The 15,731-nt window shown below is 73.6% G+C and carries 11 protein-coding genes; all 11 read right to left on the bottom strand.

Features of this window, described 5'->3' with window-relative positions; genetic code table 11:
* Window position 1: 1 nt before the first annotated feature.
* Window positions 2–1,951 (bottom strand): ABC transporter permease, encoded by a 1,950-nt coding sequence (locus AY578_RS20375; RefSeq protein WP_136239142.1) that lies wholly within the window; start codon window positions 1,949–1,951, stop codon window positions 2–4.
* On the bottom strand, window positions 1,951–3,180 hold the full coding sequence (locus AY578_RS20370) for a quaternary amine ABC transporter ATP-binding protein (protein ID WP_258903702.1): 1,230 nt from the start codon (window positions 3,178–3,180) through the stop codon (window positions 1,951–1,953). The genes AY578_RS20375 and AY578_RS20370 overlap by 1 nt, the downstream gene beginning before the upstream one ends.
* The gene (locus AY578_RS20365; protein ID WP_137209982.1) at window positions 3,177–4,709 is read right to left on the bottom strand and encodes a GMC family oxidoreductase; all 1,533 of its coding nucleotides are present in this window, start codon (window positions 4,707–4,709) and stop codon (window positions 3,177–3,179) included. Before AY578_RS20365 ends, AY578_RS20370 begins: the two co-directional genes overlap by 4 nt.
* Before the next feature lie 136 nt (window positions 4,710–4,845).
* On the bottom strand, window positions 4,846–6,366 hold the full coding sequence (locus tag AY578_RS20360; protein ID WP_258903700.1) for an aldehyde dehydrogenase family protein: 1,521 nt from the start codon (window positions 6,364–6,366) through the stop codon (window positions 4,846–4,848).
* A gap of 1,192 nt (window positions 6,367–7,558) precedes the next feature.
* Window positions 7,559–8,413: a hypothetical protein gene (locus AY578_RS20355; RefSeq protein WP_240801090.1), complete on the bottom strand. Its 855-nt coding sequence runs from the start codon at window positions 8,411–8,413 to the stop codon at window positions 7,559–7,561.
* Window positions 8,414–8,537: 124 nt separating this feature from the next.
* Complete coding sequence (locus AY578_RS20350) at window positions 8,538–8,891, bottom strand: hypothetical protein (protein ID WP_019527875.1); 354 nt, start codon at window positions 8,889–8,891, stop codon at window positions 8,538–8,540.
* 2 nt (window positions 8,892–8,893) lie between these two features.
* Window positions 8,894–10,624, bottom strand: coding sequence for an AbeC-like domain-containing protein (locus AY578_RS20345; RefSeq protein ID WP_136239139.1), 1,731 nt, complete (start codon window positions 10,622–10,624; stop codon window positions 8,894–8,896).
* Window positions 10,625–10,804: 180 nt separating this feature from the next.
* A complete protein-coding gene (locus AY578_RS20340; protein WP_028960198.1) occupies window positions 10,805–11,794 on the bottom strand; it encodes a malate dehydrogenase in 990 nt (329 codons plus the stop codon).
* A gap of 851 nt (window positions 11,795–12,645) precedes the next feature.
* On the bottom strand, window positions 12,646–13,743 hold the full coding sequence (locus AY578_RS20335) for a helix-turn-helix domain-containing protein (protein ID WP_258903698.1): 1,098 nt from the start codon (window positions 13,741–13,743) through the stop codon (window positions 12,646–12,648).
* A gap of 607 nt (window positions 13,744–14,350) precedes the next feature.
* Complete coding sequence (locus tag AY578_RS20330) at window positions 14,351–14,860, bottom strand: DUF3017 domain-containing protein (RefSeq protein ID WP_019527879.1); 510 nt, start codon at window positions 14,858–14,860, stop codon at window positions 14,351–14,353.
* Entirely contained in the window at window positions 14,850–15,704 is an 855-nt protein-coding gene (locus AY578_RS20325; protein WP_019527880.1) for a bifunctional methylenetetrahydrofolate dehydrogenase/methenyltetrahydrofolate cyclohydrolase, read from the bottom strand. The genes AY578_RS20330 and AY578_RS20325 overlap by 11 nt, the downstream gene beginning before the upstream one ends.
* Window positions 15,705–15,731 lie beyond the last annotated feature (27 nt).

Below are 15,731 nucleotides of genomic sequence, written 5' to 3'. Positions count from 1 at the left end.
GTCACGCTCCCTTCGTCGCACGGCGTCCGGTGGGCTGGGTGACCCGGTCGAGCATCAGGCCCAGGCAGACGATCGCGGCGCCGGCCACCAGACCGGTCGCCAGGTCGCCCTGCGCGAGACCGAAGACGACGTCGTAGCCGAGGGCGCCGCCGCCGACGAGGCCGCCGATGATGACCACGGCCAGGACCAGGACGACGCCCTGGTTGACGGCGAGCAGCAGCGCCGGGCGGGCCAGCGGGAGCTGCACCTGCCGCAGCTGCTGGGCGCCGGTCGCGCCGAGCGAGCGCGCCGACTCCAGTGCGGCCGGGTCGACCTGGCGCAGACCCTGCGCGGTGATGCGGACGACGGCGGGCAGCGCGTAGACGACCGCGGCGGCGACCGCAGGGGCGCGGCCCACGCCGAACAGGGCGACCACCGGGATCAGGTAGACGAACTGCGGCATCGTCTGGAACACGTCCAGCACCGGGCGCAGCAGCCGCTCGACGCGGTCGCTGCGCGCGGCGGCGATACCCAGGGCGAAGCCGATGACGAGGGTCACGGAGACGGCGGCGAGGACCTGCGACAGCGTGTCCAGCGACGGCCCCCACACGCCCAGCACGCCGATGGCGGCCATCGCGAGCACGGCGGTGAGCGCGGTGCGCCAGGTGCCGATCAGCCACGCCAGCGCGGCGACGATCAGCAGCACGCTCCACCAGGGCAGCCACTGCAGTCCGTCGCGGAGCGGGTCGAGCACCCAGGTGGTGAAGCGGCCCGCCCAGTCGGCGGTGCCGCCGACCACGGGCACGCCCGAGTACAGGTGCGCGGTCATCCAGTCGACGGCCCGGTTGACGGGCTCGGCGATGCCGACGACCCAGCTCTCCGGCCACTCCAGCCGGCCCGCGGTCCGTCCGGCGGCCGCGACGACGACCGCGGCGGCCAACGCGCACACGCCGAGCAGGCGGGCGTGCGGGGCGGGCGCGTCCCCGAGGCGGGCGCCGGCCGCGCCGGTCACGCGGTCGAGGACGACCGCCAGCAGCACGATGGGGATGCCGGCGGCGAGCGCGGCGCCCACGTCGACCGAGGCGAGCGCCTGGTAGACGCGGTCGCCGAGGCCGCCCGCGCCGATCACCGAAGCGATGACGGCCATGGACAGCGCCATCATGATCGTCTGGTTGAGGCCGAGCAGCAGTTCCTTGCGGGCCAGCGGGATACGGGCGGTCAGCAGGCGCTGGCGCGCGGTCGTCCCGAGCGACTCGACGGCCTCCAGCACCTCCTTGTCCGCGCCGCGCAGCCCCAGCGCGGTGAGCCGGGCCATCGGCGGGGCGGCGTAGACGACCGTGGCGAGCACGGCCGCGGGGACGCCGATGCCGAAGACCAGCACCACCGGCAGCAGGTACGCGAAGGCCGGCAGGACCTGCATGGTGTCGAGCACCGGACGCAGCCCTCGGTGCACACGGTCGGACAGTCCGGCCCCGAGCCCGAGCAGCGCGCCGACCACGACGGACGCGGCGACCGCGACCACCATGAGCGCGAGCGTCTGCATGGTGGGAACCCACATGCCCAGCAGCCCGCAGGCGAGGAACGCGGCGGCGGTCCCGAGCGCCACCCGGATACCCGCGACACGCCAGGCGGTCAGCGCGGCCACGGCCGTCACTCCCGCCCAGCCGACGGCGAGGAGGGCGAGATAGACGGCGCGTACGGCGATGACGACGACGTTGCTGACGTGGCCGAGGAAGTAGAGGAACAGGGGGTGGGAGTCGCGGTTGTCGACGATCCAGTCACTGGCGGTGCCGAGCGGCCCGGACAGGTCGACGGTCAACGCCCCGGGCCACGCCCCGCTCCCCCAGCGGCTCACGGCGAACGGCACGAGGACGGCGGCGAGCAGCAGGAGCACGCCGAGCTTCCGCACGGCGGGCTTACGGAGGACGCCGGGCGCCGGGGCCTCGGTCGCGGAAGCGGTGAGAGCCGCCATCAGACGGGCTCCTCACCGGCACCGGCGGCGGCGGCCGGTGTCTTGTCGGCGCCGGGGGCGTCCGCCTCCGGCGAGAGCGCGGCGGCGGGTGTGCCCGCACGCGTGCCCGCGCTCTGGCCCGCGGACGCGCCGGGCGTCTCAGGGGCCGGGTGGCCCGCCACCACGTTGAGGAGGGACTCCGCGTCCACGACGCCCACGCACGCGCCCTCGTCCACCACGCGGGCGGGGGAGCCGGCCGTGGCGACCGTCTCTATGGCCTCCGAGACCGTGGTGTCGGGGGCGACCGTCGGGCCGGCGGCGTCCTGCTCCGCCGGCGAGGCGGGGCGCATGGCCGTACGGACGGTCAGGACCTGCTCGCGCGGCACGTCCTGGACGAACGCGCGCACGTAGTCGTCGGCCGGCGCGCCCACGATCTCCTCGGGCGTGCCGAGCTGCACCACACGGCCGTCCCGCATCAGCGCGATGCGGTCGCCCAGCTTCAGCGCCTCCTGGAGGTCGTGCGTGATGAAGACCATCGTGCGGCCCTCCTCACGGTGCAGCCGCACCACCTCGTCCTGCATGTCCCGCCGGATCAGCGGGTCGAGCGCGCTGAACGGCTCGTCGAACAGCAGCACTTCGGGGTCGACGGCGAGCGCGCGGGCCAGCCCGACCCGCTGCCGCTGACCGCCCGAGAGCTGGGCCGGCCGACGCTGCTCCATGCCGGCGAGGCCGACCTTTTCGACGACCTCGGCGGCCTTCTCGCGCCGCGCGGCGCGGCCCATGCCCTGGATCTCCAGGCCGTAGGCGACATTGTCGAGGACGGTGCGGTGCGGCAGCAGGCCGAAGTGCTGGAAGACCATGGCGGCGCGATGGCGCCGTAGTTCCCGCAGCCGCGTCCTGTCCATCGCGCGGACGTCCTCGCCGTCGATGGCGATACGGCCCGCGGTCGGCTCGATCAGCCGGGTCAGACAGCGCACCAGCGTGGACTTGCCGGAGCCGGACAGGCCCATGACGACGAAGACCTCGCCCTTGCGGACGTCGAAGGAGACGTCCCGCACGGCGGCCGTGCAGCCGGTGCGGGCGCGCAGCTCGGCCGCGTCGAGGGAGGCGAGTTCGGGGTCGGCGGGCACCCTGTCGGCGCGGGGCCCGAAGACCTTCCACAGTCCCTCGACGGAGAAGACGGGCGGGGCCCCCACGTCGGACGCGGGGGCGGATTCGGCGGCGGGAACGGCCGCGGTCGAGGCGCTCATCGGGCATCACCGCCGAGCAGATCGACGGCACGTTCGCCGACCATGAGCACGCCGATCATCGGGTTCACGGCGGTCATGGTCGGGAAGACGGAGGCGTCGGCGATGCGGATGCCCTGGAGGCCCCGGATGCGCAGCTCGGGGTCGACGACCGCGGTCTCGTCGTCGGCGGCGCCCATCTTGCAGGTGCCGGCCGGGTGGTAGACGGTGTGCGCGACCTTGCGGGCGTACTCGCTCAGCTCCTCGTCGCCGGTGACGTGCGGACCGGGCGCCACCTCACGCTTGAGCCAGTGCGCGAGCGGCTCGGTCCTGGCGATCTCGCGGGCGATGCGGATGCCGTCGACGAGCGTGCGGCCGTCGTAGTCGTCCTCGTCGGTGAAGTACCGGAAGTCCAGTGCCGGCTTGACCTCGGGGTCGGCGCTCGTCAGGTACAGCCGGCCGCGGCTCTTCGGCTTGGGGATGTTCGGCGTCATGGAGACCCCGAACTCCGGCCGCTGGTAGCCCAGTCGCTCCGGATTGTCCGTGAACGGGATCTGGTAGAAGTGGAACATCAGGTCCGGGCCCGCGTGTTGGGGGTCGCGGCGCACGAACAGACCGGCGTCGGAGTCCATCGCCGAGTTCTCCGGGATGGGTCCGTTCGTCTCCCACACGATCACCGACTCCGGGTGGTCGAGCAGGTTCTCGCCGACACCCGGCAGATGGTGGACCACGGGGATGCCGAGCGCCTCCAGGTCCTCACGGGGCCCGACGCCGGAGTGCAGCAGCAGCCGCGGCGAGTCGACGGCGCCGGCGCACAGCACCACCTCGTTGCGGGCGCGGATCAGCACCTCCTCGCCGTCCTTGGTGCGCACATGGACGCCCTCGGCGCGGGTGCCGTTCAGCTCGAGCTTGTACGCCCAGGTCTCCAGCCAGAGCGTCAGGTTGGACCGCTCGTCCATCACCGGGTGCAGATACGCCACCGAGGCGGACGACCGCTTGTTGTCCTCCGGGTGGTACGCCAGGTCGAAGAAGCCGACGCCGTCGTTGAACGGCTTCTTGTTGAAGCCCTCGATGCGGGGCACCTCGAGCGCGTTCTGCGCGGCGTCGACGAAGTCCCGGGCGATGGCGTTCCGGTCCTTCTCGTCGACCGGGACGATGTTGTTCTTCAGCCGGGCGTAGTACGCCTCCATCTGCACGGCGCCCCAGCCCTTGGCGCCCGCCTGCTCCCACTCGTCCCAGTCGGACGGCAGCGGCTTGAACGCGATGAGTGTGTTGTGCGAGGAGCAGCCGCCGAGGACACGGGCGCGGCTGTGCCGGATGTGCGAGTTGCCGCGTGGCTGCTCGGTGGTGGGGTAGTCGTAGTCGAGCTCACCGCCGAGCAGGCCCATCCAGCGGCGCAGCGTCAGCACGTCGTCCCGGCCGACGTCGCTGGGACCGCCCTCGATGACGGCGACGGTGACGTCCGGGTTCTCGGTGAGTCGGGAGGCGATGACGGAACCTGCGGTCCCGCCGCCTATGACGACGTAGTCGTAGACAGGTGTGTCCTGGGTCATGGAGATACTCCAAAGGCTCAGATGACAGGCGCCCGGGGAAGGGCGCCCCGGAAGGGGCGCGGGGAACTGCGCGATCGGCCCCCACGGCGCCGCACCCGCCCACGGGGCAACGCGGCGCCGCCGGGAGGCGGCGGCCTCAGCCGCGGAACCACCGAACCGGCGCCGGCGCCAGGTTCTGATACACGTGCTTGGTCTCCCGGTACTCCGCGAGCCCGGCCGGGCCCAGTTCGCGCCCCGTGCCGCTCTTGCCGAAGCCGCCCCACTCGGCCTGCGGGAGGTAGGGGTGGAAGTCGTTGATCCACACGGTGCCGTGGCGGAGCCGTCCGGCCACCCGGCGGGCGCGGCCCGGGTCGGCCGTCCACACACCGCCGGCCAGGCCGTACTCGGTGTCGTTGGCGAGGGCGACGGCCTCGTCCTCGGTGCGGAACGTCTCGACGGTGAGGACGGGCCCGAAGACCTCCTCGCGTACGACGCGCATCTCGCGGTGGCAGCGGTCGAGGACGGTCGGCTCGTAGAAGTAGCCGGACGCGGGGCGTTCGGGCGCCGCCTCGGGCCGCTTGCCGCCGCAGCGCAGCACCGCGCCCTCCTTGAGCGCGGACTCGACGTACGCCTCGACCTTCTCGCGCTGCTGCGCGGAGACGAGCGGACCGCACTCGACGCCGTCCTCAGTGCCCCGGCCGAGCCTGATCTTCTCGGCGCGGCGGGCGAGTTCGGCGACGAAACGATCCCGCACGGACTCCTCGACGATGAGGCGCGCGCCGGCCGAGCAGACCTGTCCGCTGAGGATGAAGGCCGCGTTGAGGGCCTGGTCGACGGCGGTGTCGAAACCCTCCTCGGTGGCGCAGGCGTCGGCGAACACCACGTTGGGGTTCTTGCCGCCGAGTTCGAGGGCGACCTTCTTCACGGTCGGCGCGGCCGCCTGGGCGACCTTGGTGCCGCTGACCAGGCCGCCGGTGAAGGAGACCAGGTCGACGTCGGGGTGCTCGGCCATCCGAGCGCCGACGGTGTGACCGGGGCCGGTGACGATGTTGGCGACTCCGGCGGGCAGCCCTGCCTCGACGAGGAGGCCGATCAGGGCGACGGTGGTCAGCGGGGTGATCTCACTGGGCTTGACCACGAAGGTGTTGCCCGCGGCGAGCGCCGGGGCGATCTTCCAACTGGCCTGCAGAAGTGGGTAGTTCCAGGGGGTGATCAGGGCGCAGACGCCGACCGGCTCGTGCACGACCACGCTGTGGATGTCGGGCGAGCCCGCGTCCACGACCCGGCCGGGCGCCTCGGCGGCGACCAGATCGGCGAAGTAACGGAAGGCGTCGGCCACGCAGTCGATGTCGACGCGGCCCTCCTCGACGGTCTTGCCCGCGTCCCGGGCCTCCAGCAGGCCCAGTTCCTCGCGGTCCCGGACCAGGAGGTCGGCGACGCGGCGCAGCAGCGCGGCCCGCTCGGCGACGGGGGTGTGCGGCCAGGGCCCCTCGTCGAAAGCCTGGCGCGCCGCCGCCACCGCGAGGTCGGTGTCCTTCTCGTCGCCCTCCGCGACCACGGCGAACGGCCGGGCGTCCGCCGGGTCGAGGATCTCCCGGGTGGCCCCGGAGACGGCGGCCCGCCACTCGCCTCCCGCGTAAATGGTGTCGCGCGCCCGCAAATCTGTGCTGTCCGCCATGATCGGTTACTGCCTTCCGTTCTCTTCCGCGCCCGTGGGTCACATGCCTGTTACCCCCGAGACCGGGTGCGCCTGCCCTGCCGGGCGGAAGTCATGCGGAATCTCTGCACGGAGTGCGCTTCGTCACGCAGTGGCCTGCGGGGCCTTTCAACGCCGGGTACGGGGCGTGGGTGGCTGGTCGCGCAGTTCCCCGCGCCCCTTCGGGGCGCCTCCGCCGTCGGCACGCCGCCCCACGCTGGCGCAGCGACACCCCTTCAACGCCGGGTGCGGGCAGTCCCTGGCTGATCGCGCAGTTCCCCGCGCCCCTTCGGGGCGCCTCCGCCGTCGGCACGCCGCCCCACGCTGGCGCAGCGGCACCCCTTCAACGCCGGGTGCGGGCAATCCCTGGCTGATCGCGCAGTTCCCCGCGCCCCTTCGGGGCGCCTCCGCCGTCGGCACGCCGCCCCACGCTGGCGCAGCGACACCCCTTCAACGCCGGGTGCGGGCAATCCCTGGCTGATCGCGCAGTTCCCCGCGCCCCTTCGGGGTGCCTCCGCCGTCGGCACGCCGCCCCACGCTGGGGCAGCGGCACCCCTTCAACGCCGGGTGCGGGTCGTCCGTGCCTGATCGCGCAGTTCCCCGCGCCCCTTCAGGGCGCCTCCGCCGTCGGCACACCGCCCCACGCTGGCGCAGCGGCACCCCTTCAACGCCGGGTGCGGGCAGTCCCTGGCTGGTCGCGCAGTTCCCCGCGCCCCTTCGGGCGCCTCCGCAGTCGGCACACCGCCCCACGCTGGGGCAGCGGCACCCCTGCAACGCCGGGTGCGGGCAGTCCCTGGCTGGTCGCGCAGTTCCCCGCGCCCCTTCAGGGCGCCTCCGCCGTCGGCACGCCGCCCCACGCTGGGGCAGCGGCACCCCTTCAACGCCTGGTGCGGGTCGTCCGTGGCTGGTCGCGCAGTTCCCCGCGCCCCTTCGGGGCGCCTCCGCCGTCGGCACGCCGCCCCACGCTGGCGCAGCGGCACCCCTTCAACGCCTGGTGCGGGTCGTCCGTGGCTGGTCGCGCAGTTCCCCGCGCCCCTTCGGGGCGCCTCCGCAACTGCGGGCAGTCGTGCCTCCCCCAGTGCCTCAAGGGCCTGGGAGGTGGGCGCAGGCGGCATCTCGTCGGCACCGAGGTGCGCAGATGCCCCCGGCCCGTTCCAACCGACGGAACGTCGGATCACGGTGTCGCACACGTCGCAGACGGAGGGCAGAAGTAAGTCAGCGCCGCCAGCGCCAGTTCCAGCTCGGGGTCCGCCCCATCCGTCGGCGCCCCGTACGCCGCGACCGCGTACACCTTCCCGTCCTCCGGAGACCGGAAGCGAACGTCCTGGACGTGCCAGCTGCCGACCTCCGGCTCGCCCCGCAGCGAATCGGCGAGGTACTCGAGACGCAACCCGTCGACGTCCCCGTCCAGCCTCACCAGCTCGACCCGCTGAAACCCGTCCGGCTTCGGCGTCTCGTCCGACAGGTACAGCTCGAAGGACTCCTCCGGCGAGGCCTCCGCGACCTCGTACACCTGAAGCCGCCGGAACCCGTCCGGACTCCGGTAGTTCACCACGTCGAACCCGTGCTGCGACGGCACCGTGTCCCGCTCCCACCCCATGGGCAGCACGACGGTGAACCCCTCGGGATCGCGGTACAGCTCGTACCCCTCGGGCAGCTCCGACGGACCGGCGGACGGCGAGGCCGTCCCGGACGACGACGGTCCCGGCCCGGTGGGCTCCCCGCTCGCGGGTCCGGGCTCCGTCCCACCCGTCGGCGACTCACCGGCCGACGTCGTCCCGCTCGGCCGGTCGTCCCCGCCGTTCGCGCCGGCGCCCCCGTCGAGCACGGTCGTCAGGACCAGCGCCACCGCGACCCCCGCCGCCGCGGCCCCGCCGAGCACGCCCCACACCAGCCGCCGCCGGCCGCCCTGCGGTCCGGCTCCGGGGCCCGGTGGTTCCAGGACGGACCAGCCCCCGCCGGGTGCCGCGTGCGCCACGCCCGCAGGGGCGTCGGGATCGGTCACCCCGCCCGGGCCGGCCTCGGGCACCGTCGGCTGGAAGGACGGCGGAGGAGGCGGCGGCGGAGTCACCGAGGGGGTACCCCCGCCCGCACCGTCCTCCCACCGTTGCGCGTCCTCGTTCCAGTACCGCTCTCCCCCGGTCACGACGCCCTCACATCCCCAGCAGCCCGGCCACGGCCCCCGCCGACGAGAACAGCGTCAGGATGCTCTGCGCGTCGGTCAGCGCCTCCCGCAGCCGCTGCATCCGCCCCTCACCGGCCGTCCCGGTCCGCGTGATCTCCTCCTCGGTGTCGGCGAGGGTGGAGTCCAGCCTCGCTACCTGCTCGTTCTCCCGCAGCCGGGCGAGGTCCGCGCGCAGTTCCTGAACGGCGGCCAGCAGCTGCTCCGCCGTCTCGTCGCGCGCCTGGGCCGCGGTGTTGTGCGTCTCGGCGCGGGCGTGGGCGCCGAAGGCGAAGGAGGAGTTGTCGGCGCGGCCGATGCTGACGTTCGGTTCGTCGGATGCCATGGTCAGTCGGATCCCTTCCGCAGCCCGGGGCCGCCGGTCGTGGTCTCGGCGCGCGCGTGCTCACCGAAGGCGAACGACGAGTTGTCGGCACGCCCGATGTGCACCGCGCCGCTGCTGATGTTGACGATCTTCTGCACGAACTCGCCGGTCTCGTAGCCCGCTTCGCCCAGCGCCAGCCGCACCCCGCGGCTGATGCGGTCCTGCACGCTGCGCAGGTAGCGGGCGACGTCCATGTCCTGGAACGTGGACCCGGCGGGCGCCGCCGCCAGCTCCCGCACGGACAGGGCGGGCCCGTCGGGCAGCGCGTGCGCGTGGCCGCCGGTCAGCAGCCGCCACAGGTAGGCCGCGCCCCGGCCGAGGGTGATGAGCGAGTCGCCGGCGGAACGGGGCACCAGGACGGCGGAGCCGGCGATGCGGCCCTTCAGGTCGTGCAGGAACTGGTGCGCGGTCCGGTCGGCGTCCTTGAAGTCCGCGCGCACCGGCAGCAGCACGTGCGGCGCGATCTCCAGCATCAGCATCCGGCCCTGGGTGTGGACGCGGACGAAGACGGTGACGACCAGCTCCTCCTCCCAGCCGGCGACGCGGACGCGCAGGAAGTGCCGGCGCTTCTCGCCGCCCTCCTCGACGGCCCTCGCCCGGTGCTGGTCGAAGTCGGCAGGCCCGTACGGCGCCTGGTCGCGGCGCAGCAGCCCCTCGACGGGCAGGAACACGCACTCGTCGACCTCCAGCCGCCGTAGCCGGTCCCGTACGCCGGGGCCCGCGTGCTCGGCCGGCACCCGCAGCTGCTCGATGAGGGGCCGGACCCGGTCGAGGATGGCCCGGTTGCTCAGCGGCTGCTGGTCCGCGTCCTCGTCGGGACGCAGTTCGACGGCGAGCACCCAGGTGTCGTGCGCCGAGCCGGCCCCGCAGAACGGGCGCGCCTCGTGGTACATGACGAGCGGCGTGTGCTGCTCCAGCCGGATCCGCTGCGACAGCCGCCGCAGCCGCGTTCCGTCGTGCCGCTCGGCGGGGTCGCCGGCCGCGTCCGGGAAGCGGGCCGGGGACAGTTCGGCGGACAGGACCCGCGCGAACTGGGTACGGCGCCCCGCGACGCACAGGCCGATCACGACGAGCACGCCGATCCCGAACCACGCCTGCCAGGGCTCGGCGTTCCCCGAGAGGTCACCGGTGAGCGCCCCCAGCACGTCGTCGTCGCCGGAGTAGCCGTACGACGAGGAGGAGGAGTACGAGGAGTACGAGGACCCCTCGCCGCCCTCGCCCAGCGCCACGGAGAACAGGGTGGAGAACGCGAACACGGTCAGGACGCGTCCGCCCCAGCGGGCCAGGAACGCGATGAGCGAGCGGTACCACGGCGGCCGGGCGTCACGGCCGCGCAGCAGGGGCGCGACGGCGAGCATCACGCTGGGCCACACGAAGTACAGGAGCAGGTTGCCGCTGATCAGGGTGCCGACGATCCACAGGCCGACGACGGCGGCCGACCACAGCATCTCCAGCCGCCTGGCCCGGAGCGCGTGGGCGAGGACGCGGGCGGCGTCGAAGCCGAGCGAGGGCGCGACGAACCGCTGTTCGTGGAGGTAGAGCTGCTCGATGACCCGGTCGCGGTAGCCGGGGTCCAGATAGGTCCCCGCGCACAGCAGCCGCGACGCCTCACTGGCGTACGGGGGTACGGGCGGCGGGCCGTCCTGCGTCCCTCCCGGGTGCTGTGGCTGCTGGGGTACGAAGGCAGTGCTCACGCGGATCCCCCGATACGCAATCGACGTCACGACCACGCGGAGTGACGGGGCATCAGAATAGGGCAAGGGCGGTCTGGTGCGAACCGAATTGACGACCGGGGCCGGTGGGGCCACGACGCGCGCGGGGCCCCGCACCGGACGAACCGGTACGGGGCCCCGCGAAGGCCGTGGGGGCCGGGCTCAGATGAGGCCGAGGGAGCGGACCGCCTCGCGCTCCTCCTCGAGCTCCTTGACGGAGGCGTCGATGCGGGTGCGGGAGAACTCGTTGATCTCCAGGCCCTGGACGATCTCGTACTGGCCGTCCTTCACGGTGACCGGGAAGGAGGAGATGAGGCCCTCGGGGACGCCGTAGGAGCCGTCGGACGGGATGCCCATGGAGACCCAGTCGCCCTCCGGGGTGCCGTTGACCCAGGAATAGACGTGGTCGATGGCGGCGTTGGCGGCGGAGGCGGCCGACGAGGCGCCGCGGGCCTCGATGATGGCGGCGCCGCGCTTGGCTACGGTCGGGATGAACTCCTCGGCCAGCCACTTCTCGTCGTTGACGACCTCGGCGGCGTTCTTGCCGGCGACGGTGGCGTGGAAGATGTCCGGGTACTGGGTGGCGGAGTGGTTGCCCCAGATGGTCAGACGCTTGATGTCGGAGACCGTCGAGCCCGTCTTCTTCGCGAGCTGGGTCAGCGCGCGGTTGTGGTCCAGGCGGGTCATGGCGGTGAAGCGCTCGGCCGGGACGTCCGGAGCGGCGGCCTGGGCGATCAGGGCGTTGGTGTTGGCCGGGTTGCCGACGACCAGGACGCGGATGTCGTCCGCGGCGTGGGCGTTGATGGCCTGGCCCTGCGGCTTGAAGATGCCGCCGTTGGCCTCGAGGAGGTCACCGCGCTCCATGCCCTTGGTCCGCGGGCGGGCGCCGACGAGGAGGGCGACGTTGGCGCCGTCGAAGGCCACGTTCGGGTCGTCCGTGATCTCGATGCCCTGCAGCAGCGGGAACGCGCAGTCGTCCAGCTCCATGGCGGTGCCCTCGGCGGCCTTGAGCGCCGGGGTGATCTCCAGCAGGCGCAGCTTGACCGGCACGTCCGCGCCGAGCAGCTGGCCGGAGGCGATGCGGAAGAGCAGGGCGTAACCGATCTGGCCGGCCGCGCCGGTGACGGTGACGTTCACGGGAGTGCGGGTCATGGCGTTCTCCGTATGACAGCTGGCGGTGGGGCGGTCCCTGCCCCCTGGTGCGGGATCCCCGCTCCGGCTCGTGACCGGTGCCCGCCACGATGATCGATCACCGGTTCGGATGATCGATCTCTTGGCGTCAAGAGAGATCCAGCGGTCAGGCTATCGCGCATCCGGCGGCGCGCACGGCCGGGCTCCCTGTGGCCCGCCCCACAGAGTGACCCCGCGCGCACGCGGGCAGCCGCGCACGGCGGAAGGGCGAGGAGAGGGGGCGGCCGCTCCGTCCGGGAGAGGTGGGGACGGAGCGGCCGCCGTCCGGGACCGACCATGCCGGTATCCCGTGGGGGTACTTCTCGCCTGCCCGCCCCTGACGGCCGCATTCATGTCCCCACGGTTCCCTCACATGTCACGACCCGTACGGCCTACGCGGACGAGGGCATGCGGGGATCATCGGCCACGCACCGCCCGGCGACCTGGTGCCCGCCCGGCGGTGAGCCCTGGCAGCCGCCCGCACCCCGGCAGCCCGGCCCGGCGACCCGGCAACCGGCCACTGCGCCACTGCGCCACTGCGCCACAGCCAGGCCGACGGCCCGGTGCTCCGAACCGCCACAGCCTGACGACCTCGGCCGGGGTACCCGACCGCCCTGTCACAGCCGCCCTGACGGCGCGTCACAGCCCGGTGCCCCGACGCCCCGTCACAGCCCGCCACCCCGGCCACGGCCCTTCACAGCCCACCGCCCCGTCGGCCCGTCACGGCCCGCTGCCCGGCAGCCCGCCGCCCCGAAGGGCGGACGGGCCGAAGGGCGGACGGGCCGAAGGGCGCACGGGCCGAAGGGCGCACGGGCCGAAGGGCGGCGGGGCCGTCAGTCCGTGCAGCCCTTCTCGCCCGTCGCGGCCAGCACCACGCAGGCCTTCGCATCCGTCGCGGAGGCGACCGGAACCATCATCGTGTAGGCGACCGTGTCGCCCGGCGCGTCGACGGAGTCGGTCTGCTGGGACGTACCCGAGGTGATCTCGACGGTGTCCCCCTGCGCGGCCTGGGTGATGCGCCCCCACGCGGAGGCGCAGACCTTGCTGTAGCGCACCTCGACGTTGGTGGCGCCGACGACCGCGGAGCCGGCCGTGGTGACCAGGTCGCCGCTGCACCCCATGACCTCGGCGTCCTTGCCCGCGCAGCTCTTCCCGCTGCACTTCACGCCGGGAGGCAGCGGCGCCTCCTTGGTGACGGTGGGTGACGGGGAGGGCGTGGCCCCCTTCGTGTCGCCCTGGGTCTGGGTGACGTACAGCCCGGCGGCGACCACCACCAGCGCGCCGAGCGCGCCGACGAGGAACGTCGCCGTGCGCCGCCTGCCCGCGGGACGGCCGGAACCGCCGCCCGGACCCGACGGCTCCGCGGGCGGCGGGCCGTACCCGCCGGCCGCGGGCGCCCCGGGACCGTACGCCCCCGCGTGACCCGCCTCCGGATTCGCGACCCCCCAGGAGTTGCCGCTGCCCGACGCGTCACGCACGTCGGTGGCGGTCGGCTGGGGCGGCACGCTCGGCGACACCCCGGCAGGCCCTGCGACCCCCGTACGGGTGCCGCCGCCGCGGGAGCGTCCGCCTCCGCCCGACGGCGGCCCGGCCAGCTCGCTCAGCGCGGCGCGCGCCTGCGAGATGCGGATCGCCTCCATGGTCATGTCGTGCCGCATCTCCGAGCGGCTCCAGGCGCGCTCGGCGAGCTCCCACATGGTGGTCAGGTGCACCGGGTTGGTCCCGGTGACCTCGGCCAGCGCCACGATCGCGCCCTTCGGCGCGAGCAGCCGGCCGTTCAGATAGCGCTCCCAGGACGTCTTGCTGTAGCCCGTGCGGTCGGCGACCGACGCGACGCTCAGACCGCTGCGGTCCACCAGCCGCCTGAGCTGACTGGTGAACTCCCTGATCTGCGGATCGAGTTCATCAGGCAAGGCCTTCCAACGAGGCATTGCTCTCCCCCTCTTCCCCCGGTTCGTGCTCGTGTTTCCCTCGCGCATGGTGCCCATTGCCACGTCCCGTCTGGCTACCCACAGGGATGCCACCGGGACGGGTCTCAGTTCCCGGGGTGGGGGCGCACGGGAGCAACAGGGCGCGTGCGGCATTGCACGCCCAGTCGCTTGCGCTCCAGTGTCCCACCGGTCGGCCGCCCGGCCGCACGGAACCCCGGATTCAGCGGACCGGTGCACCAGACCGCCATGACCGTCCCACCGTCTTCCTGCCCTGGCACCCCGGCTGCCCAACTCGGAGTCGGCCATGGCCACATCACCCTGCGCGGACACCCGTGTCGCGAGCAGGTGCCGGAGTCATCGCAAGGGTGTACGGGGATTCCGGGGCGCGTACCGGAACGGTCACCTCCGTGCCACAGCGGCCGGGCCGCCGTTGATCGGGCCGTCCGCCGTGCAGGAACGTGGTGCGCGGCGGCGGCCCGTCCTCTCACGGGGGTGTGGACGGGCCGCCGTTCCGTCTGCCGCTCGGGCGGCTGGGGCCTTTCGTTCGGATCAGGTCGGCTGTGAGGCGCGGTGCGTTCTCGCCCGACGCCGGGGTGATCCGCAGGCCCTAGCTGTCGACCGTGAAGTGCAGCATGTCCTGCAGCCACGGGAACCGCAGCAGCGGGTCCGGCTGCATCATCAGCGCCAGCAGCACGATCACCAGGCCCAGCCCGCCGTAGGTGACGATGTCGGTGAAGCGGGAGCGCACGGCGAGCATGCCGACGTCCGGCACCACCCAGCGCAGCACCGCCCCGGCCATCAGCGCCGCGCCGATGATCAGCAGCCCCACCCGGAACACGTCCAGCGCGGTCAGCAGCAGCCCCAGGCCCACGGTGAGCAGCACGGCCAGGATCGGCCACTGCCGGGCGGGCGCGGGGGCGTCGCCGGGGGCCGCGCGTCCGCCGCCCTCGGGGCGCGCGGTGTCCCGGGTGAACAGCGGGAACCTGCGGGTGGCGCGGCGCGGGGCGCCCTCGGCGTCAGGCGCGCTGACCGCGTCGCGGACGGTGACGTCCTCGGGGGACTGCTCCGCCGCCGCGGGGGCCTCGGGGGCGTCCGGTGCCTTCCGCTCAGCCGACACTGCGCTCCGCCGCCTCGACCACGTTGACGAGCAGCTGCGCCCGGGTCATCGGGCCGACGCCGCCGGGGTTGGGCGCGACCCAGCCGGCCACCTCGGCCACGCCCGGGTGGACGTCGCCGACGATCTTGCCCTCGGCGCTGCGGGAGACGCCGACGTCCAGGACGGCCGCGCCCGGCTTGACGTCCTCGGGGCGGATCAGATGGGCGCTGCCGGCCGCGGCGATGATGATGTCCGCGCGCCTCAGGTGGGAGGACAGGTCGCGGGTGCCGGTGTGGCACTGGGTCACGGTGGCGTTCTCGCTGCGCCGGGTCAGCAGCAGCGGCATGGGACGGCCGATGGTGACGCCGCGCCCGACGACCACGACCTCGGCGCCCTTGATCTCCACGCCGTGGCGGCGCAGCAGGGTGATGATGCCGTTCGGCGTGCAGGGCAGCGGGGCGGGCTCGTTGAGGACGAGGCGGCCGAGGTTCATCGGGTGGAGGCCGTCGGCGTCCTTCTCCGGGTCCATCAGCTCGAGGATGCGGTTCTCGTCGATGCCCTTGGGGAGCGGCAGCTGCACGATGTAGCCGGTGCAGGCCGGGTCCTCGTTCAGCTCGCGGACGACCGCCTCGATCTCCTCCTGCGTGGCGGTGGCGGGCAGCTCCCGCTGGATGGAGGCGATGCCCACCTGGGCGCAGTCGCGGTGCTTGCCGGCGACGTACTTCTGGCTGCCGGGGTCGTCCCCCACGAGGATCGTGCCGAGGCCGGGCGTGACGCCCTTCTCCTTCAGCGCCGCCACGCGGGCGGTCAGATCGGACTTGATCTCGGCTGCGGTGGCCTTGCCATCGAGAATCTGGGCGGTCATGACCCCCATCCTCGCGGATGACCGGGC

It is taken from the genome of Streptomyces thermocarboxydus, from assembly GCF_024760485.1.
Classification (GTDB): domain Bacteria; phylum Actinomycetota; class Actinomycetes; order Streptomycetales; family Streptomycetaceae; genus Streptomyces; species Streptomyces cellulosae.
The sequence above is the reverse complement of the archived record's forward strand: the minus strand, read 5'-3'. Positions and strand labels throughout refer to the sequence as shown.